Raw genomic sequence first — 22,288 nt, 5'->3', positions numbered from 1 at the left:
TCCGATGGAGGAGTCGGAGGGCGGCCCGATCGCGGAGGATGTGCGACGGCGCATCCTGTCGATGCTCGCTCAGGGCGCCCTGCGGCCCGGCTCCCGGCTGGGCACCGAACGCGAGATGGCCGACCGCTTCGAAGTATCGCGTTCCACTCTGCGCAGTGCGCTGTTGCCGTTGAGCCGTGCCGGTGTGTTGGAGCGGCGGACCGGGCGCAACGGCGGCACGTTCGTGCGGGCCGATGTCGTGGAACGCAACGCCGCCGAGCTGGCGGGCCTGCCCGCGCGGTTGCGCAGCGGCGGCCACACCAGTGCGACCCGGGTGCTGGCCACCGACCGCAGGCCGCCCACACCCGCCGAGGCCGCCGCACTGGAAATCGACTCCGGCGAAGACGTTTTCGCGATCCGGCGGCTCCGCTTCGCCGACGGGGTGCCGCTGTCGGTGGACTTCTCGTGCTTTGTCGCCGAGCACGTCATCGATCTGCTGGAGCAGCCACTCGGTGGCTCGCTCTACGAGTTGTTCGCCGTTCGCTACGGCCTGGTGCCCGCGACGTCCAGCGAGACCATCGAGGTGGTCAGCGCCAGCCCGCGCGAAGCCGATTGGCTGGGCATCGCGCACCGGCGACCGCTGGTGGCGATCACCAGGATCACTCGTGACGCCGCAGACCGGCCGTTCGAGTACGCCTATGACCTGTTCCGCGCCGACCGGGTGCGGTTGACGGCCACGACGTCGACGGTCACCGCGCGGGAGCGTCGCGGTACGGACGGGCGGGTAGAACGCTCGGTCAGCGGCGCGTGAGCGACTACTGTGTGAGCGGTGACGAGCAAACCCCAGATCGAATTCCCCGACGGGCCGGCGCCCACCGAACTGGTCATCAAGGACCTGGTGGTCGGCGACGGCGATGAGGCCAAGGCCGGTGCCGTCGTCGATGTTCACTATGTGGGCGTCGAATACGACACCGGCGCCGAGTTCGACAGTTCGTGGAACCGCGGGGAGTCCATCTCCTTCCCGTTGCGCGGGCTGATCCAGGGCTGGCAGGACGGCATCCCCGGCATGAAGGTGGGCGGCCGACGTCAGCTGACGATCCCACCCGAGCAGGCCTACGGCCCGGCCGGCGGCGGGCACCAATTGTCCGGCAAGACGCTCATTTTCGTCATCGACCTGCTGGCCACCCGCTAGCCCACCTGCTCGGTGACGGTCACCGAAAAGACGCGCCAAACCCCTTGGCGCACCGGGCTATAGAACTGGATCAGTCTGCCGCGGTCTGTTCGCGTAGTGGTGACGACCGGTCTGGCTTCGCAGTGTATGTCGACCGGTTCGTACGTCGCGTAGGACCGTCCCTGGCCGAGCCCGGGGAGGTCGGGTACCTCGGCGGGAGTTTCGCCAAGGGATGTCCAGATCAGGCCATACCGGTCCACCGCGGGTTTCGCAGCGAGCGTCCCTGTCGTGCGTGTGGAGACTCCGGGAGAGGCGACGCATCGGCCGTCGGTCCCGCGCCAACGCCAGCCGTGGTACGGGCACTCGATCGCGTCACCCACGACGGCGCCACGGCGCAGGGAGCCACCGCGGTGCAGACATCGGTCAGGCAGCACACATACTTCACCACCGGTGATGCGGAACACCACCAGCTGCTGCCCTGAAAGTATTGCAGGACAGGGTCTATCGAGATCAGTGCTACGCGCTACCGGGTGCCAGCCGTCGCTGAGCCGGCCGGCCGGTTTCGGCGTCATCCCGCCTGCGTGGGAGTCACCGCAACGTCGTCACCGGCTTCGGCGATGACGGCGGGCAACGTCGAGGGGTCCCGAAGCAGCCCGCGCACCAGCATCGCTGCCAGCTCACTGGCGACGTGTTCGCGCGAGTAGTTCGGGTGCCGGAACGGGCTGCTGCCGCCGGGTGCGTGCGCAGTCGAGTTGCGGTAGCGGCGCTGTACACCCTCTTCGGCGGCGCAGATATTGAGTGCGGCGAATTCCGGGTCACAGTCGATGAATTCGCCGCATGCGATGCCATCACTAATGAGCGTGGCCATGTGCTGGTGGAGCGCCGCGGTGTCTGCCCAGAACTCGGCGAATACCTCGGGCTGTTGTTCGGCTAGCACCTCGACCTCGCAGATGTCGATGGCGGCCGAGCACAATTCGCCAATGTCCAGTCGTAGCAGGCGCAGCAACCGCACCGCCGGCGAGCCCGGGTCGGTCACCATCTGTTCGGCGAACTCGAGTGATACCCGGTTCAGCGCGAGCAGGCCGAGCAGGATGTCCTCCTTCTGGCGGAACCAGTAGTACAACGACGACTGACCGAGTCCGCAGGTGCGGGCGATCTCGGTCATCGTGGTGTTGAGATAACCCCGTTCGGCGAACAACCGGGCGGCGACGACGAGAATGTCGCCGCGACGGTCGAATTGACCATCCGCGGCGGTCGTCCGCTCAGTGCCGTGCTGTGCCGTCGACATGACGCCCGTCCCTCGTTGGTTCAGCGCCGTTGCTGCTATGACGAGATCGTCTCACGACATCAGCATCCCGCCGTTGATCTGCACGCACTCGCCGGTGAACGAACCAGCCTCGGCGAGAAACCGCACCACGTCGGCCACTTCGGCTGGCTGCACCAGCCGTCCGAGGGGCATCTCGGCACTGTACTCCCGGTGCAGCTGTTGCAGACTCACGCCGCGGAACTCGGCGTCGCGGCTGAGCTGGTCGGTTTCGGTGGGTCCCGGGGCGACCGCGTTGACCCGCACCGCGGGCGCCAGCTCGCGAGCAAGTGAGCGGGTCATTCCCAGCAGTCCGGCCTTACTGGCCGCATACGCGCTGAAGCCGGGCTCACCGCGCAGCCCGGAGATGCTGCAGATGTTCACGACTTGTCCGCCGGCTTCGCGTAAAGCCGGTGCGGCGGCTTGGGTCAACCACAGCGGAGTCGTCAGATTCACGTCGATATCGCGCCACCACATCGACATCGTCGCCACCGTGGGTTCGACCACCGTCATCGTCGCGGCATTATTGACCAGCAGGTCCAGCCGCCCAAAATGGTCGACGACGTTATCCACGACGGTCCGGCACGAGGCTCTGCCGCGTAGGTCAGCCGGAACCGACATTGCCGCGCCAGGGATCTCGTCGGCCTCGGGCCGATCGGTGGCCGCGACGGTCCAACCGGCCCCGGCCAGTGCGGACACAATGGCCCGGCCGATCCCGCCGGCGGCGCCGGTCACCAGTGCTGTCGGTTCGCTCACTGGATCACCACCCCGCCGTTCGGGGAGATGACCTGGCCGGTCAGCCAGGTCCACTCGGCCACATCGACGATCACACGGGCGAGTTCATCAGGTGTACCGAACCGGTCCAGGGCAATGCTGTGCCGGTAGTCCTCGCCGCGCCATCGCTCGGTAAGCATGTCGGTGTCGGTGGGGCCCGGGCAGACGATGTTGACCCGCACCTGATCCGGGCCGTATTCGCGGGCGACCGAGCGGACCAATCCGATCATGGCCGCCTTTGCCGTCACGTACGGCACGTGGTGCTCGTCGCCGAGCAATGCCAGCTCCGAGGAGATGCCGACTATCGAGCCGCTCCGGCGCGCACGCATTCGAGGTCCCACTGTCGCGATGACGTTGGCGCACCCGCCCAGGATCACCGCCAGGCTGCGATGCCAAAGTTCTTCGGTGACTTCTTCCAGGGCCACGTCGACGTCGAATCCCGCGCATGCCACCGCAATGTCGATCGGGCCCAGATCCGACTCGACGGCGGCGACGAGGGCTTCCACCGCGTCGATATCGGCGACGTCGGCTTCGTAAGCGATCCCGCCGATGTCAGCGGCGACCTGCTTGGCGTCGGCCTCGCGGTCGAGGTGATCGATCGCGACCTGGTAACCGCGAGCGGCGAGCAGGTAGGCCGTGGCCCTGCCCATCCCGCTTGCGCCGCCGGTGACCAAGGCTGTGCCCGCCACGTCAACTCACCTGATCGGCGGTCAGTGACATCGAAACCCGTTCGACGGGTTCGAACTCCGTGTCGAGGATGGACACGATGTGGTCGACGATCCGCTCGGCCAACAGCTTCCCTTTGATGGCGGTGGCCTGGGTCGCGGATGCCAGGATTCCGGAGGCGGTCGACATCGACGGGTCGATCGGAAGCACGTCCCATGGGACGTTGCGGGCCGGCGCGTCATCGACGATGCGGTCCATGCGCACCGTGGCGGGCCGCAGGTATTCGAACAGCGAGGTCTCGATGACCGCGGCATGCTCGAGCGCCAGGCCGGGAAATCCGTCTGGGAACAACACGTCCAGGTCGGCGGCTCGGAAGTCGGGCATCCCGTTCTCGACGACGACGATCTTCACGCCGGGGAAGCGCCCCGACACCAGGTACGCCGGCTCGTAGACGAAGTTCGCATTCTCGAAATGCCAGCTGTACAACATGATCCGCCGGAAACCGGTGCGGATGAGCTCTTCGAGAACGTCTTCGAGCATCGCGATGAATGTGGTGGCCCGCAGTGACAGCGTTCCGGGGAACTGCTGGCCGCCGCCGCTTGCCGGGCGTGACCGGTAGCCCAGCCGCAGAGGTGGTCCCACGACGAACGGGCGCTTGGCCGCCGCGAGTCGCAGAAGGGCTTGAGGCACTACCCAATCGGCGTTCACGGGGAGGTGGGGGCCGTGCTGCTCGGTCGCACCCACGGCGACCACCACCGGTGCATCGGCGGCGGCGGCCGCGGCGATCTCCGGCCAGGTCATCCACTCGTATTCGGCTGTGCCGGCCCCGAGGGTGGGGCTCATCATGTCGTCCGTCATCACTCACCTTCGCCGCGGTGCGCAAGGCACCAAATCGATACATTATCTGTTTACGTCAAAAGATGCTTTAGTGATAACACAATCAGCGACTCGCGGCGATTTCGATACTATATCGACACGGGCAATTATCGCCTTGGAAACATGGGACCCATACGTTCACTTCTGGTCGGTTCCCCGCCCCTTTTGCCCCTTGGAGGCGCCCCCGTGCGCATGTATTTTTGCAGTGACATCCACGGCAGCGAACGCTGCTGGAAGAAGTTTCTCGCCACCCCGAAGCACTACGAGTGCGACACGATCATGATCGGCGGCGACATCACCGGGAAATTCATCGTGCCGGTGATCGAGTACAAAAAGGACAAGTTCAAGGCGCGATTCGCGGGGATCGAGCGCAAGGTCGGCGCCGGGGCACAGTTGGACGGATTGCTGGCCATGATCGCCGACGCCGGCGAGTACGCGTTCGTCACCACCCCGGACGAGTACGAGACCTACGCCGGCGACCAGGACAAGACCGACGAACTGTTCCGGACCCTGATTCTGCAACGCGTCGAGCGCTGGATCGACATGGCCGAGGACCGGCTCGCGGGCGCGGGCGTGCGGGTGCTGGTCAGCGGCGGCAACGACGACTACTTCGAGGTCGACGATATGCTGCGGGCCTCGAGCCTGATTGAGGATCCCAACGGCACCGTCCTGGAGCTCGCCGGCGGCTACCAGCTGATGGGCATGGGCTACGGCAACATCGGACCGTGGGCATGCCCGCGTGACATCACCGAGGACCAGCTCGGCCGCCGCATCGACGAGGTCATGGCCAAAGTCGAAGATCCGGGCAAAACGATCATGAATCTGCATGTCCCGCCGCATGGTTCGGGACTGGACTACGCCCCCGAACTCGACGAGGACCTGCGCGCCGTCGTGACGGCCAGCGGACCGCACATGGTTCCGGTCGGCAGCACCGCGACCCGCGACGCGATCACCACCTACAAGCCGCTCCTCGGCCTGCACGGCCACATTCACGAGTCGAGGGGGGTGCGCGACCTCGCCGGGGTACCAATCGGCAACCCAGGCAGCGAGTACAGCGAAGGGGTCCTGGGCGGCCTGCTCATCGATCTCGAGGAACGACGGGGCGTCGTGAACACCAGCCTGGTTAGGGGTTGATCGGTATGACCGTTATACGCAATGCCAACGCCGGGGTGCCCAGCGCCCCAGGCATCTTCACCCGGGCCAGCTCCGGGCTGGTCCGCCAAGTGCGAACCGACGATGTCATGTTCTACGGATGGCAGCAGATCGCCTTGGGTTACATCATTTTCATCGTCGCCGCCTGGCAGTTCTACCCCGGCGCGTCGATGGAATTAGCGACCCTGTTTGCGACGGTGGCCGGGCTGTTCATCGCCGGCTGTTACGCCCTGCTGAGCATGGTGTATCCCCGCTCCGGCGGGGACTACGTGTTCATGTCGCGGATCCTGCATCCGGTGGTGGGGATGGTCTTGAGCATCTCGCTAATCTTCTGGCAGCTCTTCTACACCGGAGTCAACGGCGCCTTCCTGTCGAAGTTCGGGATCGCGCCGATGCTGAGTTCGCTTGGCGTTCAGGAACACAACGCCACACTGATCGCTGCAGGCAATTGGTTCGCGGGCAAGTGGGGGTTGTTCGTCGGCGGCTTGCTGGTGATCGGCGTGTTCTCGATCGTCCAATACCGTGGCGCCGCAATGTATTTCCGCTTCCAGCGGTGGGCCAGCTACGTCACGGCGGTGAGCCTGCTTGTCACGTTCGTCACGCTGGCCCTGGCCGCGACGGGCGTGCTGAACTTCCACCAGAACTTCGACGCGGTCGCGGGCCAGGGCGCCTACGACAACGTCGTCGCCGCGGCCGGCGACACGTCACACCCGTTCAGCTTCGCGCAGACCACCTTCTTCGCGGCCTGGCCGGCGTTCTCGTTGTGGTTCGCGGTCTTGTCGGTGAGCTTCAGCGGTGAGGTGAAGGATGGCCAGCGCAGCCAGCTTCGCGGCATGACCCTGGCCGTCGTCACGATGGGCCTGGCAATGATGCTGCTGATGTTTCTGTACCGCGCTGCCTTCGGGAGCGCCTTCATGCTGGCCTCGACCGAAGTGCCACCGGACAAATTCCCGCTCGACGCCGCACCGTATGTCAACCTCTACACCGGTATTGCCGGTGGCAGTCCCGTCCTCACAGTGATCAACAGCCTGTGGGTACTGTCCCTGCTGTTCTTCGTCGGTGCCAGCTCGCTGATCGTCTCCACGCGCAGCATGCTGGCCTGGTCGCTGGACGGGATGGCGCCCAAGTGGTTCTCGTCGGTATCGGTGAAGTTCCACACGCCCACGTTCGCACTCGCGCTGTCGGCCGCCATTGCCTTTGTGTGGCTGTGCCTGTACTCCTTCACCGACTCGGTGCTGGTGCTCGGCGGGTTCCTGGGCCAGTGCGTCCCGTTCATGGGTGTCTGCCTGGCGGCGATCGTCTTCCCGTTCCGGCGCAAGCGGGAGTTCGAGTCCTCCCCGATCGCCTATCGCTGGGGTCAGGTTCCGGTCATCTCGGTGATCGGCGTAATCGCCTTTGCCTGCGTGGCTTTCGTGTTCTACCGCCTGCTGGTCGACGCCGCCTACGGCGCCAACAACCATCTGTCCCTGATCATGACCGTCGTCGTCACAGTGTTCGGACTCAGTTGGTACCTGGCCTTCCGGGCCTACCAGACCCGCAAGGGCGCCGACCTCGAAGGCCGCTTCAGCGAGATCCCGGTGGAGTAGCACATGGACATCGCCACCCGGGCGCGATCGGAGCGGATACCGGGCGAGGCCACCCGCCTCGTCGAGGCCGCGGCGGCGCAGGAGTTGCTGCTCCGGATCACCGGCTCGGTCGCCGTGCACCTACACTGCTCGGCACACAACCGGCTGATGCAGGAACTGGGCCGACGGCCGTTCTACGACATCGACTTCTGGGCCCGCGACCGCGATCACCGACGCATCGACGCCTTCCTCCAAGGCGAGGGTTATGAAGCGGATCCGGCGGCGCGCGGACTCCGGGAGTGGGGCATCAAGCGGCAGATCTTCGCCCATCCAGACACCGGCATCAAGATCGACATCTTCATGGACGCCCTGGTGATGGCTCATTCGATCGGCTTCCTCGACCGCCTCGAGCTCGCAGTGCCGTGTGTGACGCTCGCCGATCTTCTGTTGTCGAAGCTGCAGATCCACGAGCTGACGGTCAACGACCTCGTCGACCTGACCGTCCTGCTGGGGGAGCACCGGTTCGGTACCGACGTCGACGGCGACATCGGGCTCGAGCGCATCGTCACAGTGTTGTGCGACGACTGGGGCTTTTGGTATTCGGCCGATCTGAATCTGTCCAGGCTGCATGATTGGGTCGGCCGGCCCGATCTCGTGCAGGAGGTGGCCGACCGGGTGCGCGCTCGAATCGGCGAGCTAAAAGAGCATCTGGCGGGCGCGCCCAAGTCGCGCCGGTGGCGGCTACGAGCCAAGATAGGCACCCGAAAGCGGTGGTATGAGACCGTCGAAGAGGTGAGCTGACCGACAACAGTAGCGGTCAGCCCCGCACGTACCCGAAGTCCGGGTCGACGATGTTGTGCAGCTGGTCGCCGCGCAGCCAGCGCCTGAGGTTGTCGACGAACACGCCCATCATGTCGACCTCGAAACCCACGTAATCGCCGGACATGTGCGGAGACACCAGAACGTTTGGCATCGACCACAGCGGCGAGTCCGCGGGCAGCGGCTCGACCTCGAACACGTCGAGCGCGGCGCCGGCGACGGTGCCTGTCTGCAGCGCCTCGATGAGCTCGCTCTCGACCACCGTGGGTCCCCGGCCGATGTTGACCACGAAGCCGGCCGGCCCCAGCGCGGCGAGCACCTCCGCGTCGATCAGCCCGGTCGTCGCCGCGGTCAGCGGCACCGCCGCGACCAGCATGTCGACGTCGGTCGCCACCGAGAGCAGGTCGTCCGATCCGCGCACGGCGCCGAAGGTCTGGTCCGCACCCGCGGTTCGGCCGACCAGCGTCACCTGAACATCGAGCCTGCTCAGACGGTCGGCGATGGCTCGACCGATCGAACCGGTGCCGACGACGGCGGCCCGCTTGCCGGCCAGCCGGCCCGTGGTGCGGTACTGCCAGGTGTGTTCGCGCTGCAGTGCGAGAGTGCGCGGAAACCCTTTGATGAAGCTGAGTGTTGCCGCGAGCACCCACTCGGCGATCGAGACGTCGAAGACGCCGCGCGAGTTGGTGAGTGTGATGCCGCGCTCGGCGAGTTCAGGACAGATCAGCCGGTTGACCCCGACCGACGCGGCGTGCACCCAGCGCAACCGGTCAGCGCGACGCAACACCGCCGCCAGGTCAGCGAAGCGGTGGTCCCACACGTACAGCACCTCGGCCCCGGCGAGCTGGTCACCGGTGGGTGTCCCGTGCACCTCCACGACCTCGACCCCGGCCGGTATCAGCGCTAGCGGCGGGGGAGGCAGCTCGGGGTCGGGTTCGGCGAGTACCAGTACCCGGGAGTGACTAGACAACGCAGCTCCGTTCGGCTCACCACGACGCGGGAGAACAATTTCGATATCGTATTGGAAAGCATATTGGAATAGGACCATCGTGACTGACCCGAGCAATTTTCTCGACCCGTACACCGGCGAACCGGTGATCACCGATCCGGTCGAACTGCGAGAGCACCGCAAGCGGCGGCTGGCGCTGGCGTACCGGGTGTTCGGCGCCATGGGCTGGGGTTCGCTGGGCGACGGGCACATCTCGGCTCGCGACCCGGAGCAGCCCGAGTCTTTCTGGCTCGGCCGCTACGGGGTGCCGTTCCGGTTCATGACCCCCGACGATCTGGTGCTGGTGCACGCCGACGGGACGGTCGACGGCGGACAGATCAATGTGGCCGCCTATTACATCCACGCCCCGCTGCACGAGGCCCGCCCCGACGTCGTTGCCGCCGCGCACTGCCACACCCCTTACGGCACACCGTTTTCGGCGATGGTCACCCCGCTGGCGCCGATATCACAGGAGGCCTGCGCCTTCTTCGGCGATCAGGAGATCTTCGACGACGAAGAAGTCAACATCTCCTCGACCGACGGCGGCAAGCGCATCGCGACCGCCATCGGCGGAGCCAGGGCCGCGATCCTGCGCAACCACGGCCTGCTGACCGTCGGCGGCAGTGTCGACGCGGCCGTCGGATACTTCCTGATGATGGAGCGCAGCGCGGAGGTGCAGGTGAAGGCGCGCGACGCCAAGCCGATCGGAGCCGAGCCCGCCCGGCGGGTGCACGACATGTTCGACGAGGTCGCCGCGTGGCAGGTATTCCAATGGGCGCAAAGGACTTACGTCCCCGACTCGATCTGACACTCAGCGGTTCGCCACAATCAGACTCAGCAGATCGAAGACCACCGTCGCGGCGGCTATCGACGTGATCTCGGCGTGGTCATAGGCGGGCGCGACTTCCACGACATCCGCGCCGACGACGTCGATCCCGTTGAGGCGGCGCAGCATTCGCAGGAGCTCCCTGGAGGTCAGCCCGCCGGATTCGGGAGTGCCGGTGCCGGGCGCGAACGCGGGATCGAGGACATCGATGTCGATCGACAGGTACACCGGCAGGTCGTCGACCCGCCGGGCGACGACGTCGACGGCAGTCTCGACGCCCATCACGTCGAGGTCGCCGGCCCGGATGATCCGGAATCCCATCCGGGCGTCGTCCTCGAGGTCCATCCGGTCATAGATCGGGCCGCGGATGCCGACGTGGATCGAGTGGTCCTCGATGAGCAGGCCCTCCTCGAACGCCCGGCGGAACGGGGTGCCGTGGGTGACCGGCGCTTTGAAATAGGTGTCCCAGGTGTCGAGGTGGGCGTCGAAATGCACGAGTGCCAGTGGCCCGTGGACGGCGTGCAGTGCGCGAAGGTTCGGCAGTGCGACGGTGTGGTCACCGCCGATCGCGACGAACCTGCGCTCCCGCTGGCCGATGATGTCGCGCATACCGTTCTCGATCTGCGTGCAGGCTTCCGAGATGTCGAACGGTGTGATGGTCACGTCTCCGGCGTCGACGATCTGCACCTCGTCCAACGGGGCAACACCGAATTCGACGTGATAGCCGGGACGCAGAGTACGTGCCGCCTGGCGCACCGCCATCGGGCCGAACCGCGCCCCCGGGCGGTAGGAGGTGCCGCCGTCGAACGGCAGACCCACCACCGCGATGTCGTAATCGGGCACCTCGTGGATGTCGGCGATCCGCGCGAAGGTGCCCTTGCCCGCGTAGCGGGGGACCTGGGTCGACGGCGTGGCGCCGACGGGTGTCTCGGACATCAGTGGTGGTGGTGTGGTCGGGCCCCGCCGTCACCGCGGCGGCGCGCTTGCTCGCCCTCGGTGATCAGCCGGAGCTGTTCGTCCGCCTCGCGTCCGGCGAGCAACGGTTGCATCGGATCCCAGGTGGTGCCGCTCGCCCTGTCCTTGCGGCGGCGGGCGATCGCGGAGATGACCTCCAGGACAACGCGATTGCCGAGCAATGCGGTGATGTCGGCGTGGTCGTAGGGCGGCGCCACCTCGACCACGTCCACCCCGACGACGGGCAACTCGTAGCAGATGCGCCGCACGGCGTCGAGCAGCTCGCGGGCCGTAAAGCCGCCAGGCTCGGGTGTTCCGGTGCCGGGGGCATGGCCGGGATCGCACACGTCGATGTCGACGGAGATGAACACACCGTCGCAGTCGCTGGTGGCGATCTCGAACGCCTCCGTCAGACACGACTCCAGACCCCGGGCGACGATCTCGGTCATCTCGTAGGATCGCAGGCCGTTCGCAGCCATCCACTGCAGTACGGGCTCGTCGGGCCAGTACCCGCGTAACCCGAGCTGCAGGAACCGATCTCCCCGCAGCGCGCCGGATTCGATGAGCCTGCGCATCGGGGTGCCGTGGCCGACGAGGGACCCGTTGTGAATGTCGCCGGTGTCGGCGTGGGCGTCGAAATGGATCATCGAGACCTTGCCGAACCCGTAATGGCGGGCGACCCCGGTGTGGTCCGGCCAGGCTATGGTGTGGTCACCGCCAAGGACGATCGGGATGGCGCCTGCAGCGGTGATTTTGTAGACGTCCTCCTCGATCATCTTCACGGCCTGCTCGATGTCGCCGCTGTAGAGCATCACGTCGCCGGCGTCGTAGACGCGCAGATCCTTCAGGCCGTCGACCCGCAGTGCGAGGCTGGGCCGGGAGCCGTCCTGCGGCAGGTAGCACGCCTGACGCAACGCAGACGGTCCGAACCGGGCGCCGGATCGGTAGTTGGTGCCGCCGTCCAGCGGGGCGCCGAGGATGACGACATCGGCGTCGGCATAACTGGATTCGTCGGTGAGGTCGCATCGGGGGACACCGAGAAAGGTGATGTCCGGACCGAACAGGACGCCTGCCATACGTGCTGCCTTTCGTTCAGGTCTGGTGTAATGCGATCACTGCTGTGAATACGTGGCGCAGGGTGGCCCGGATTCTGCGCTTGTCCACCGGGCCCAGCGGGCGGTAGAGGTTGTCGATCTCCAGGCCGGCCATCACCGCCATCACGGTGCGCGAGTCGAGTTCAGGCTGGCCCGATCCGATGCCGCGGAAAAGCCTGCTGAGCGCGGGAATCATTGCCGCGTACCAGGCTTCGAACATCGGGCGCAGGCGTTCGTCGCGGCTGGCTTCGGTGACCAGCTCGTAGCGGGTGACGATCGCCCCGGGTGGCGAGCTGAACCCGTCGATGATCATGTCGGCGACCAGGTCGGCGAGCTGCTCGGCCGGCATCGACGGCTCGAGCCGCTCCGCGGTGGCGACGACCCGGTCGATCTCGCGGTCCGACAACTGCGCGAACGCCTGCGCGATCAGATCGGACTTGTCGTCGAAGTAGTAGCTCAGCGCGCCCAGCGGGATCTGAGCCTGGTTGGCCACCAGGCGCATCGAGAGCCCCGCCAGACCGACCTGCGCCATCACTTCGATTGCAGCGTCGATGATTTCGGTTCGACGTGCTGCACCGCGAGCGGTCGTGCCAGCCGTCATCCCTGGTGCTTGAGGGTGGAGAAGTCGGTGTCCCACATCCAGGCAGGCTGGCTCTGCCACCCGGAGTAGCCCTTGCGGGCGGCCACCGTGTTGTGCAGGTCGGTCAGGTTGATCCAGCAGAACGAGTCGCGGTAGGCCTTGCCCGCGTCGACGTAGAGCGCCTGCGATTTGGCCGGGTCCGGTTCGGCGCTCCCGGCGTCGAGGAGCTTGTCGGCCTCGGGCACCGTGCAGCCCAGGATGTTGACCGGTGCGTTGGTGTATTGGTAGATCCTCGAGAAGGTATCGGGGTGTGCGGCATCCGGATTCCACGACTCCGCGAACAGGTCAGGGCGCTGGTCCGGGTTTTGCGGCAGAGCGAACAGCTGTGCCGACGGGAAGTCGCGGACTGTGGCCTTGAAGCCCGCGGTCTGCAGGATCACCTGGGTCTGGTTGGCCAGGTCCTGCAGGCTGCTGTCGCCGGACGGATAGCCGATCGAGACGTCACCGCCATTCTTGCCGAGTGCGGCCAGCTTCGACGGGTCATAGACGTGCGTGTCGGGTACCGCCCCGTCCGGCATCATCCCGGTCGGATAGAACTGCGTGGACGGCGACCCTTGCGCACCGAAAACCTTTGTGGTCAAGGCATTCTGGTCGAGTGCGGCAGACAATGCCGCTCGGGCGTCCTTCGAGGCGAAGACCGTCGACGCCGGATTCACCATGACCATGGTCTTGATCAGCGCATTCTGCTGCAGTACCTCGGTGTCGGGCCCAGCTGCCAGTGCCTCGTAGTCGCCCTTGGACAACCCGTGCAGGATCATGTCGAGCTCGCCGTTGCCGAGCTGTAGACGCTGTACCGCGGAGGCGGTCACCACCGGCATCTGCACCGAGGTGATCTCCGGCGCCGGGCCCCAGTAGTTCTTGTTCGCACTCATCGTGTAGTGGCTGGCCTGCACGGCGTCGGTCAGCTCGTAGGGACCGGTCCCCGCGGTGTGCGAGGCCAGCCACGCCGAGGCGTGGTCGTTGCCGGTGGCATGCTGCGCAACGGCGGTCGGGCTGGTCATCAGCGGGCCGTACGGGGATGCGAGGTAATCCAGAAAGGGCGCAACGGGTTTGGTGAGGGTGACCACGAAGGTGTGCGGGTCCGGCGTCTGCATGTCCTTGACGTCGGCGAGCATATAGGCCGGGCCGGCGTTCATGTCGATCCGCCGCTGGAAGCTGGCCTTGGCTGCCGCGGAGTCGAACGGGGTGCCGTCGGCGAACTTGACGCCGTCACGCAGGGTGAAGGTGTAGGTCAGTCCGTCCGGGGTGACGGCCCACTTGGTGGCCAGCAAGGGTGCGATCTTCGTCGTGCCGGGCGCGTACTGGAGTAGTCCCTGGTAGGTCGAGGTCATGATCAGCAGGCCCTCGGGCTGGTAGAACGTGTCGGGGTCCAGCGGCGGCGGGTCCGACATCAGCGGAGTGCGCACCGTCGACGCCTCAGCGGCAGTGTTGTTGGTGCTGTTGGTCTTTCCCGAGCATGCCGTTCCGGCGAACAGCAGCGCGACGAGCGCCAGCGGTGCGATTCCCGACGTGAGTTTCATCGGGCAAGTCTCAGGTCGGCTGATTTCGACTGTGTGACATGACGGTTACCACCTTGTACGAACGTCCAAGTTTTGGACGTTCGACCTAGAAACGTGTGCGACGACGCCCTAGTCTCGGCGTCGTACAACTGGACTACGAAGGGAGCAAGCGCAATGCCCGCTACGCCAAGCGCGTTTGACCTGAGCGGTCAGGTGGCTCTGGTCACCGGGTCGAGCAGTGAGCTCGGTATCGGCTTCGCCTCGGCGCGGCTGCTGGGTCAACTGGGTGCGGCGGTGATGGTGACCGGCACCACGGGTCGGGTGCATCAGCGAGCCGAGGAACTCGCCGCGGAGGGTATCCGGGCGCAGGCTCACATCGCCGACCTGTTCGACCGCGACGCGGCGGACGGTTTGGTCGAGGCCACCCAGCTTGCGTTCGGCAAGCTCGACATCCTGGTGAACAACGCCGGTCTGGCCTCGGTGAACAGCCCCGAGGAGCCGAATTCGCTGATGGTGATGACCGACGAGGAATGGTCACTTGCCTTGCGGCGCAATCTCGACAGCGCGTTCTTCGTCACCCGGGCGGCCTTGCCCGGAATGGTCGAACGCGGCTACGGCCGGGTGGTCCATGTCGGTTCGACGGCCGGCGTGCTGACCGCCTACACCGGCGACGTCGGATATCACACCGCGAAAGCCGCGATGCTGGGGATGACACGGTCGATGAGTGTCGACTACGCTAAGAACGGCATCACCGCCAACCTCGTGCTGCCCGGGTGGATCGCGACGGCCGCCCAGCTGCCCTCGGAGGTCGCCGCCGGGAACGCCACCCCGATCGGACGCTCGGCCACCGCCGACGAGGTGGCGGCCGGCGTCGCCTTCCTGGCCACCCCCGGGGCGTCCTATGTCACCGGCACCACCCTGATCATCGACGGCGGCAACGCGATCTGCGGGGCCACCCCGGCCGCCTAGGAGGGTGCGGGCAACCGCAGCATCAGTCGCGCGCCGCCGAGCGGACTGTCATCCAACACGGCTGTGCCGCCATGGATTTCGGCTTGCTGTGCGACCAACGCCAGGCCGAGTCCGGACCCGGAGTGTGACGCTGTCGACCCACGGGCGAAGCGTTCGAACACCGCCGTGCGCTCAGACTCCGGGACGCCGGAACCGTTGTCGTCTATCGCGATGTCCACACCATCGCGTGAGCTGACCGCCGAGAGTTGCACCCGCGTCGCGCCACCGTGTTTGACCGCGTTGGCGATCGCATTGTCCACCGCCAGGCGGAGGCCGGCGGGCAGGCCGATGATGATGCAGGTCGGTGACGGCACCAGCGTCACCTCGAGGTCGGGGTACACCCGCATGGCGTCGTGTGCGGCGCGGTCGAGCAGCTCGGTGATGTCGACCGGGACCTGGTCGGCTTCGGTCGAAAGTTCGCCCTGGGCAAGGCGTTCCAGCGCACCGAGGGTCGCCTCGATCCGGGTCTGGGTACGCACGACATCGCTGAGCACTTCCTTGCGCTGTTCGTCGGTCATGTCCAGGGTGGCCAGCACCTCGAGGTTGGTGCGCATCGCGGTCAGGGGTGTCCGCAGCTCGTGGGCTGACACCGCGGCGAAGTCCCGCGCCGAGGCGAGCGCCGCCTGCGTCCGGTCCTGTTCGGTCCAGATCCGTTCCAGCAGACCCTTGATCGCCTCGCCGATCTCCACCGCCTCGGTGGCTCCGCCGATCTCGACGTCGGGTGCCTTGTCGCCGGCCTGGATCTCCCGGGTCTGAGCGGCGAGGCGCCGCAGCGGCCGCACCGCGAAGGTGGCCAGTGCCCAGCCCAGCAGCGCTGCGGCGCAGACGGCGAACACACAGATGATCAGCACCCGGCGGTGCAGATTGTTGGTGTCGGCGATGGTGTCGTCGAAGGTGGCGCCCACCTCCAGGCTGGTGGCCTCCGGGTAGGAGAGTTCGACCGTGCGCACCCGGTAGCGCACCCCGTCGACATCGGCGGTGCCGTAGTCGGAGTTCAGCCGCGGCAGCACGACATCGGAGTTGGACCGGACCTGATCGCCGCGACGGACGGTGATCACCACGTCCTGGTCATTGGGTGACGGCGGGATCTGATCGAGACCGCGGGGCACGAATGGGACGGCGAAGCCCGCCGCCTCGTCGAGTCGTCGGTCGAGTCGCTCCAGGCGGTCGTTGGTGATCCCGACCCAGACGATGGCGCCGACGATCGTGACGACGATCGCCGCACCGATCGCCGTCGCGAACGCGACCCGGGTGCGAAGCGATGGCGTGCGGCGGAAGATGCGCGGCAGCGTCACGAGCCGGTCACTGGGTGCGCAGCACGAAACCGACGCCGCGCACGGTGTGCAGCAGTCGGGGTGCGCCGCCCGCCTCGAGCTTGCGGCGCAGGTAACCGATGAAGACGTCGACCACGTTGGTGTCGGCGGCGAAGTCGTAGCCCCACACCAGCTCGAGGAGCTGCGCACGGGACAAGACCGCGGTCTTGTGCTCGGCGAGGACGGCCAGCAGGTCGAACTCGCGTTTCGTCAGGTCGACGTCGACACCGTTGACCCTGGCCCGCCGACCGGGGATGTCGACCTCCAGGGGACCCACCTGGATGGTCTCCGAGGAGAACGTGGCGGTGGCGCCCCGGCGGCGCAGCAGTGCCTTGACCCGGGCCACCAACTCGGCCAGCACGAATGGTTTGACCAGGTAGTCGTCGGCGCCGGCCTCCAGGCCGGCGACCCGGTCGTCGACCGAACTGCGCGCCGAGAGCACACAGACCGGCACGTCGTTGTCCATCGCACGAAGTGCGGTCACCACGCTGACACCGTCGAGCACCGGCATGTTGATGTCGAGGATGATCGCGTCCGGTTTGGTTTCGGTGGCCGAGCGAAGGGCTTCGGCGCCGTCGACGGCGGTGGAGACCTCGAATCCGGAGAGCCGCAGACCGCGGTCGAGCGAGGCGAGCACGTCGGGATCGTCGTCGACCACCAGTACTCGGGGTGCGGCTGAACTACTGTCCATGGGCACTATCTTGCCTGATCGACGCCCGTATCAGTGGGAGGCCGACGCGACACGGTGACCTGCGCCGGAAGAGTTTGACCTCAATAGGTGTTGAGGTTCTAGCGTTGAAAAATCTCGTCCGATAACCGATTGCACTCCCGTGGGATCATCGAATGCAGGGGAGTCATGTCGGACTGGGCGCTTAGGTTCAGCGGTGTCGGTGACGAGGGAAATGGTGGGGTGGACGAGGTGACTTCCGAAATCGTGTCGGAACCGGCCATCGCCGCGCCGCGCACGACCACCCGGGCCGCCACCGATCTGTTCCGGTTGTTGCCCTACCTGATGCCGTACCGCGCACGGTGGATCGCGATGCTCGTCATCGCGATCAGCAGCCTGGCGGCCACCGTCGCGATCCCGTTGATGACCAAGGCGGTGATCGACGGACCGGTCCGCCACCAGGACCAGCGGGCACTGTGGGTGGTCGGCGCCGCCGCGATGGCAGTCGGCGTCACCGAGGCGGTGCTGTGGTTCATCCGCCGCTGGCTGGTGTCCCGGGCCACCATGGGTGTCGAGGCCGACATCCGTAAAGACCTCTACGCCCGGCTGCAGATCCTGCCGATGTCGTTTCACGGCCGCTGGCAATCGGGCCAGCTGCTGTCGCGAATCATGAACGATCTCAACGTGATTCGACGGTTACTGTCATTCGGACTGGTCTTCCTGATCCTCAACATCCTGCAGATCACCGTCGTCACCATCATCCTGCTGGCGATGTACTGGCCGCTCGGTGTCGTCGTACTGGTCTCGATCGCGCCGATCACCCTGATCGTGCTGCACTTCGAGCGCACCTTCACCCAACTGGCCCGGCAGGCCCAGGACCAGGCCGGCCATGTCGCCACCCACGTCGAGGAGTCGGCGCTGGGGCTGCGCGCGGTGAAGTCCTTCGGTCGGGAGAACTACGTGTACGACCGCTTCGATGAGCAGGCAAGCACGCTGTACGACACCCAGATCCAGAAGGTCGCGGTGTCGGCGAGGTTCTGGACGTTGCTCGAGGTGATCCCCAACCTCACGCTGATCGTGGTGCTGGGCTTCGGTGCGTATGCCGCCGGGCACGGCCTGGTCACCATGGGCACGCTGGTCGCGTTCATCACGATGATGCTGTCGCTGGTGTGGCCGATCGCTTCGCTGGGTTTCCTGCTGTCGATGACGCAGGAGGCGATGACGGCGGCCAACCGGATCGCCGAGATCTTCGACGCCCCGCGGGAGATCACCGACGGGCCCTGCAGGGTCGCGCCGCGCGGCGGGCGCCTGGAGCTGGACGACGTGGGTTTTCGGTTCCCTGACTCAGAGTCCTGGGCGTTGCGGCACGTCACCGTGACCGTCGAACCGGGCGAGACGCTGGCGCTGGTGGGCGCCACCGGTTCGGGCAAATCGGTGCTGGCCGGTCTCCTGCCGCGGCTCTACGACGTCACCGAGGGTGCGATCCGCATCGACGGCACCGACATCCGCGAGCTGTCCCTGGATGCGTTGCGCACCACCGTCGCCACCGCGTTCGAGGACCCGACGTTGTTCTCCATGTCGGTCGCAGAGAACCTCCGGCTCGGAAGGCCGGAGGCGTCCGAGGACGAGCTGCGCAGCGCTGTCGAGATCGCCGCCGCGCAGTTCGTCTACGACCTGCCGTACGGTCTGCAGACCCGGATCGGGGAACAGGGCATGAGCCTGTCCGGTGGTCAGCGGCAACGGCTTTCGTTGGCCCGCGCCATCCTGGCCGCACCGCGGGTCCTGGTGCTCGACGACACGCTGTCCGCGCTCGACGTGCACACCGAGGCTGTGGTCACCGAGGCTCTCGGGCGGGTGCTGGCCGGTGTCACGGCCGTCGTGGTCGCGCACCGCGCCTCGACGGTCCTGCTGGCCGACAAGGTCGCGCTGCTCGACACCGTCGACGGCGCGGGCACGATCACGCATATCGGCACCCACGCAGAACTGCTCGCCACCGTTCCGCGCTACCGCTTCCTGCTCGCCGCCGACGACGAGCTCGACGACGGGAGCGAGGTGCGCTGCGACTGGGAGGACGACGACGAGCGCCACCGGCTGGATCACGCCTATGAGGAGGCGTGCGAGCAGCGGGGCGCCACCCGGCGTACGTCCGACTACCTGGCGTCGGAGGGCCGGCAGCGATGACCGCCACCGAATGGCGGGGGCGGCTCGACGAGGAACCCGACGACCTGCCGATCGACGAGGCCAGGCCGCGTAAACGTGAGGCCCGTGCGCTGCTGGGTTCGCTGCTCGCGCCGTTCAAGGCGACGGTCGCGCTGCTCGCGCTCGTCGTCGTGGTGGAAAACGCTGCGCGGCTGTCGGTTCCGCTTCTGGTCCAGCGCGGTATCGATCACGCCATCCCACCGCTGCTGGCCGGTGGTCCGGCGCGCGAACTGATCATCGTCGTCGCGGTGCTCTGCGGTGTGGTGTGCGTGCAGGCGATCAGCCGGATGACGTTCCTGAAGCGCTCCGGCCGCATCGGCCAGAGTGTGCTGCTGGAGGTGCGCCGCCGGGTGTTCCGGCACTTCCAGCGCCTCGACGTGGCCTTCCACGACCGCTACACCTCCGGCCGGGTGGTCAGCCGGTTGACCAACGATGTCGACGCCATCCAGGACATGCTGGAGACCGGCTTCGACAGCCTGATCACCGCGGTGCTGACGTTGTTCGGCACCGCGATCCTGCTGGTCACCCTCGACGTGAAGCTGGGCCTGATGTGCCTGGCCGCCTTCCCGATCCTCGTGGCGCTGGTGTGGTGGTTCTCGGCCGAGTCGGCCAAGACCTATCGCCGCGTGCGGGAGAGCGCCGCGCTGGTGATCGTGCAGTTCGTCGAGACGATGACGGGCATCAAAGCGGTCCAGGCCTACCGGCGCGGGCCGCGCAATCAGGAGATCTTCGACGACGTCGCCGACCGGTACCGCTTCGACAACGAACGGACCTTCCGGCTGCTGGCGATCTTCATGCCCGCGGTCAAGCTGGTCGGCAACCTGACCACCGGCGTGGTGTTGCTCTACGGCGGCTACCGGGTGTTGCACGGCGAGATGACGATCGGCACCCTGGCGGCGTTCCTGCTGTATCTGCGGATGTTCTTCGAGCCGATGCAGGAGATCTCGCAGTTCTTCAACACCTTCCAGTCGGCATCCAGTGCGCTGGAGAAGCTTGCCGGCGTGCTGGCCCAGAAGCCGGCGATCGCGGACCCGCCTGTGCCGGTGCACCTCGACCGGATCAACGGCGAAATCGCCTTCCGCGACGTGCAATTCAACTATGTGCCGGCCCGGCCGGTGTTGCCCGGGCTGTCGCTGGTCGTGCCGGCCGGGCAGACCGTCGCGCTGGTCGGCACCACTGGTGCGGGTAAGACCACGATCGCCAAGCTGATCGCCCGGTTCTACGACCCGACCTCGGGTGCGGTCACCCTCGACGGTGTCGATCTGCGGGACTTCGCGCAAAGCGACCTGCGCCGCCACGTCGTGATGGTGACCCAGGAGAACTTCCTGTTCTCCGGGACCGTCGCCGACAACATCCGGTTCGGCCGCCCGTCGGCGTCGGACGCCGAGGTGCACGCCGCCGCGGTCGCGGTCGGGGCCGACGAGTTCATCGACGCGCTGCCCGACGGCTACGACACCGACGTCGCCACCCGCGGGGGGCGGCTGTCGGCCGGGCAGCGGCAGTTGGTCGCGTTCGCACGGGCATTCCTCGCCGACCCCGCGGTGCTGATCCTCGACGAAGCGACGTCGTCGCTGGACATCCCCAGCGAGCGGCTGGTGCAGCGCGCGCTGCGCACCGTGCTGGCCGACCGGACGGCGCTGATCATCGCCCACCGGTTGTCGACCGTCGAAATCGCCGACCGGGTGCTGGTGCTGGAGCACGGGCGCATCGTCGAGGACGGACCGCCCAGTGAGCTCGTCGACGCGGAAGGCCGCTACGCCGCCCTGCACCGAGCGTGGCTGGAATCGCTGGCGTGATCGCCCGAACCTTCAGCACGCCGCGTCACACGACCCACTACCTCGAAAGCGGGCCCGCCGACGGCCCGTTGATGGTGTTCCTGCACGGCTGGCCGAGTATCGGGCTGATCTGGCATGCCCAGATGGAGGCCTTCTCCGCCGACGGCTGGCACTGCGTCGCCCCTGATCTGCGGGGCTACGGAGGCTCATCGGTGCCTGCGGCCGGTGACGCCTACGCCATCGAAGACATCGTCGCCGACATGGTGGAATTTCACGATCACCTCGGCGGCGAATCCGCGATCTGGGTCGGCCACGACTGGGGAAGCATCGTGGCGGGCGCCCTGACCGCGCACGAACCCAAGCGGAGCCGCGGAGTCGTGCTGACATCGTGGGCGTACTTCCCCGACGCGAACAGTCTGGCCACCCTGGTACCGCTCGTTGATCGGGAGATCTACCCCGCCGACGAGTACCCCGACGGTCAATGGGATTACTACCGCTACTACACAACACATTTCGACGCTGCGGTCGCCGATCTCGACGCAGACCGCGCGGCCACCTTGGCCTCGGTGTACCGGCGCGGCAGCCCTGACGCGGTCGGAAAGGTTTCGCCGACGGCGGTGGTCACGCGTAACGGGGGACGTTTCGGGTCCGCGCACCGCGCCCCGCCGACGGCCGCCGACCCGGCGCTGTGGCCACCGGCCGATTTCGCGATGCTGGTCCAGGCGTTCGAGACCCGCGGGTTTCGAGGCTCCTGCGCCTGGTACACGAACGACGAGGCCAACATCGCCTATGCCCGTGGGGCGCCCGACGGCGGCCGACTGTCGCAACCGGTGCTGTTCGTCAACGGCGAGTGGGATCCCATCTGCAGCATCACCGGCAATCGCCAAGGCGAGCCGATGCGCGCGGCGTGTGCGCGCCTCGCGGTGACCCGGCTGGCAGGCGGACACTGGCTGCCGGTGGAATGCAAAGGCGAGCTCGTCGAGGCCATTCGTTCCTGGCTCCGCAGCAACAACCTCTGAT

General features: G+C 66.9%; 22 protein-coding genes. 10 read left to right on the top strand and 12 right to left on the bottom strand.

Translation table 11 applies throughout. From position 1 onward, the window contains the following. The first annotated feature begins 4 nt into the window (after positions 1-4). Positions 5-790 (top strand): GntR family transcriptional regulator, encoded by a 786-nt coding sequence (locus Y900_RS08670; RefSeq protein WP_036341267.1) that lies wholly within the window; start codon positions 5-7, stop codon positions 788-790. A gap of 18 nt (positions 791-808) precedes the next feature. Further along, entirely contained in the window at positions 809-1,171 is a 363-nt protein-coding gene (locus tag Y900_RS08665; RefSeq protein WP_036341264.1) for an FKBP-type peptidyl-prolyl cis-trans isomerase, read from the top strand. Here the strand turns inward: Y900_RS08665 and Y900_RS33695 are convergent. The 5 genes from Y900_RS33695 to Y900_RS08640 are packed head-to-tail and all read right to left on the bottom strand — an operon-like array spanning position 1,168 to position 4,751. Next, positions 1,168-1,722 carry a Rieske 2Fe-2S domain-containing protein gene (locus Y900_RS33695; RefSeq protein WP_081845040.1) on the bottom strand — a complete coding sequence of 185 codons (555 nt, stop codon included), beginning with the start codon at positions 1,720-1,722 and terminating at the stop codon, positions 1,168-1,170. The two genes, Y900_RS08665 and Y900_RS33695, sit on opposite strands and share 4 nt — an antisense overlap. Continuing rightward, positions 1,719-2,438 (bottom strand): TetR/AcrR family transcriptional regulator, encoded by a 720-nt coding sequence (locus Y900_RS08655; protein WP_051659969.1) that lies wholly within the window; start codon positions 2,436-2,438, stop codon positions 1,719-1,721. Before Y900_RS08655 ends, Y900_RS33695 begins: the two co-directional genes overlap by 4 nt. 51 nt (positions 2,439-2,489) lie before the next feature. Continuing rightward, the gene (locus Y900_RS08650; protein WP_036341260.1) at positions 2,490-3,209 is read right to left on the bottom strand and encodes an SDR family NAD(P)-dependent oxidoreductase; all 720 of its coding nucleotides are present in this window, start codon (positions 3,207-3,209) and stop codon (positions 2,490-2,492) included. Beyond that, the gene (locus tag Y900_RS08645) at positions 3,206-3,916 is read right to left on the bottom strand and encodes an SDR family NAD(P)-dependent oxidoreductase (protein WP_036341257.1); all 711 of its coding nucleotides are present in this window, start codon (positions 3,914-3,916) and stop codon (positions 3,206-3,208) included. Before Y900_RS08645 ends, Y900_RS08650 begins: the two co-directional genes overlap by 4 nt. Before the next feature lies 1 nt (position 3,917). Further along, positions 3,918-4,751 (bottom strand): creatininase, encoded by an 834-nt coding sequence (locus Y900_RS08640; RefSeq protein ID WP_237752532.1) that lies wholly within the window; start codon positions 4,749-4,751, stop codon positions 3,918-3,920. Positions 4,752-4,955: 204 nt separating this feature from the next. Here Y900_RS08640 and Y900_RS08635 point away from each other — a divergent pair, with 204 nt between their 5' ends. Genes Y900_RS08635 through Y900_RS08625 form a run of 3 tightly spaced genes read left to right on the top strand, consistent with a single transcriptional unit; the run spans position 4,956 to position 8,287 of the window. Next, positions 4,956-5,903 (top strand): metallophosphoesterase family protein, encoded by a 948-nt coding sequence (locus Y900_RS08635; protein WP_131536124.1) that lies wholly within the window; start codon positions 4,956-4,958, stop codon positions 5,901-5,903. Positions 5,904-5,908: 5 nt separating this feature from the next. Beyond that, positions 5,909-7,507 carry an APC family permease gene (locus Y900_RS08630; protein WP_036341255.1) on the top strand — a complete coding sequence of 533 codons (1,599 nt, stop codon included), beginning with the start codon at positions 5,909-5,911 and terminating at the stop codon, positions 7,505-7,507. 3 nt (positions 7,508-7,510) lie between these two features. Next, positions 7,511-8,287, top strand: coding sequence for a hypothetical protein (locus Y900_RS08625; RefSeq protein ID WP_051659967.1), 777 nt, complete (start codon positions 7,511-7,513; stop codon positions 8,285-8,287). A 16-nt stretch (positions 8,288-8,303) separates the two neighbouring features. Here the strand turns inward: Y900_RS08625 and Y900_RS08620 are convergent, their stop codons facing one another. After that, positions 8,304-9,275 carry a D-2-hydroxyacid dehydrogenase gene (locus Y900_RS08620; RefSeq protein WP_157838242.1) on the bottom strand — a complete coding sequence of 324 codons (972 nt, stop codon included), beginning with the start codon at positions 9,273-9,275 and terminating at the stop codon, positions 8,304-8,306. 79 nt (positions 9,276-9,354) lie between these two features. On the opposite strand from Y900_RS08620, the gene Y900_RS08615 reads away from it, so the two are divergent. After that, the gene (locus Y900_RS08615) at positions 9,355-10,101 is read left to right on the top strand and encodes a class II aldolase/adducin family protein (RefSeq protein ID WP_237752531.1); all 747 of its coding nucleotides are present in this window, start codon (positions 9,355-9,357) and stop codon (positions 10,099-10,101) included. A 3-nt stretch (positions 10,102-10,104) separates the two neighbouring features. Here the strand turns inward: Y900_RS08615 and speB (Y900_RS08610) are convergent, their stop codons facing one another. From speB (Y900_RS08610) to Y900_RS08595, 4 genes are read right to left on the bottom strand one after another with little or no spacing between them, the layout of a single operon-like run. Further along, entirely contained in the window at positions 10,105-11,055 is a 951-nt protein-coding gene (gene speB, locus Y900_RS08610; protein ID WP_036341248.1) for an agmatinase, read from the bottom strand. Then, positions 11,055-12,149, bottom strand: a complete 1,095-nt coding sequence (gene speB, locus Y900_RS08605; RefSeq protein ID WP_036341246.1) for an agmatinase — start codon at positions 12,147-12,149, stop codon at positions 11,055-11,057. The genes speB (Y900_RS08610) and speB (Y900_RS08605) overlap by 1 nt, the downstream gene beginning before the upstream one ends. A 16-nt stretch (positions 12,150-12,165) precedes the next feature. Next, positions 12,166-12,768 carry a TetR/AcrR family transcriptional regulator gene (locus Y900_RS08600; RefSeq protein WP_036341243.1) on the bottom strand — a complete coding sequence of 201 codons (603 nt, stop codon included), beginning with the start codon at positions 12,766-12,768 and terminating at the stop codon, positions 12,166-12,168. Continuing rightward, positions 12,765-14,327, bottom strand: a complete 1,563-nt coding sequence (locus tag Y900_RS08595; protein ID WP_036341241.1) for an ABC transporter substrate-binding protein — start codon at positions 14,325-14,327, stop codon at positions 12,765-12,767. The genes Y900_RS08600 and Y900_RS08595 overlap by 4 nt, the downstream gene beginning before the upstream one ends. Before the next feature lie 153 nt (positions 14,328-14,480). On the opposite strand from Y900_RS08595, the gene Y900_RS08590 reads away from it, so the two are divergent. Then, the gene (locus tag Y900_RS08590) at positions 14,481-15,275 is read left to right on the top strand and encodes an SDR family NAD(P)-dependent oxidoreductase (protein WP_036341239.1); all 795 of its coding nucleotides are present in this window, start codon (positions 14,481-14,483) and stop codon (positions 15,273-15,275) included. Here the strand turns inward: Y900_RS08590 and Y900_RS08585 are convergent. Beyond that, a complete protein-coding gene (locus Y900_RS08585) occupies positions 15,272-16,609 on the bottom strand; it encodes a sensor histidine kinase (protein WP_036341237.1) in 1,338 nt (445 codons plus the stop codon). The genes Y900_RS08590 and Y900_RS08585 overlap by 4 nt on opposite strands. Before the next feature lie 7 nt (positions 16,610-16,616). Continuing rightward, positions 16,617-17,318, bottom strand: coding sequence for a response regulator transcription factor (locus Y900_RS08580; RefSeq protein WP_036341235.1), 702 nt, complete (start codon positions 17,316-17,318; stop codon positions 16,617-16,619). A gap of 165 nt (positions 17,319-17,483) precedes the next feature. Here Y900_RS08580 and Y900_RS08575 point away from each other — a divergent pair, with 165 nt between their 5' ends. From Y900_RS08575 to Y900_RS08565, 3 genes are read left to right on the top strand one after another with little or no spacing between them, the layout of a single operon-like run. After that, positions 17,484-19,475 carry an ABC transporter ATP-binding protein gene (locus Y900_RS08575; protein WP_081845037.1) on the top strand — a complete coding sequence of 664 codons (1,992 nt, stop codon included), beginning with the start codon at positions 17,484-17,486 and terminating at the stop codon, positions 19,473-19,475. Continuing rightward, the gene (locus tag Y900_RS08570) at positions 19,472-21,289 is read left to right on the top strand and encodes an ABC transporter ATP-binding protein (protein WP_036341233.1); all 1,818 of its coding nucleotides are present in this window, start codon (positions 19,472-19,474) and stop codon (positions 21,287-21,289) included. Before Y900_RS08575 ends, Y900_RS08570 begins: the two co-directional genes overlap by 4 nt. Continuing rightward, complete coding sequence (locus tag Y900_RS08565; RefSeq protein WP_202807776.1) at positions 21,286-22,287, top strand: alpha/beta hydrolase; 1,002 nt, start codon at positions 21,286-21,288, stop codon at positions 22,285-22,287. The genes Y900_RS08570 and Y900_RS08565 overlap by 4 nt, the downstream gene beginning before the upstream one ends. Position 22,288 lies beyond the last annotated feature (1 nt).

Origin of the sequence: Mycolicibacterium aromaticivorans JS19b1 = JCM 16368 (assembly GCF_000559085.1) — a bacterium.
GTDB classification, from domain to species: domain Bacteria; phylum Actinomycetota; class Actinomycetes; order Mycobacteriales; family Mycobacteriaceae; genus Mycobacterium; species Mycobacterium aromaticivorans.
Note: the sequence above shows the minus strand (reverse complement) of the source record. Positions and strands in the feature narration are given on the sequence as shown.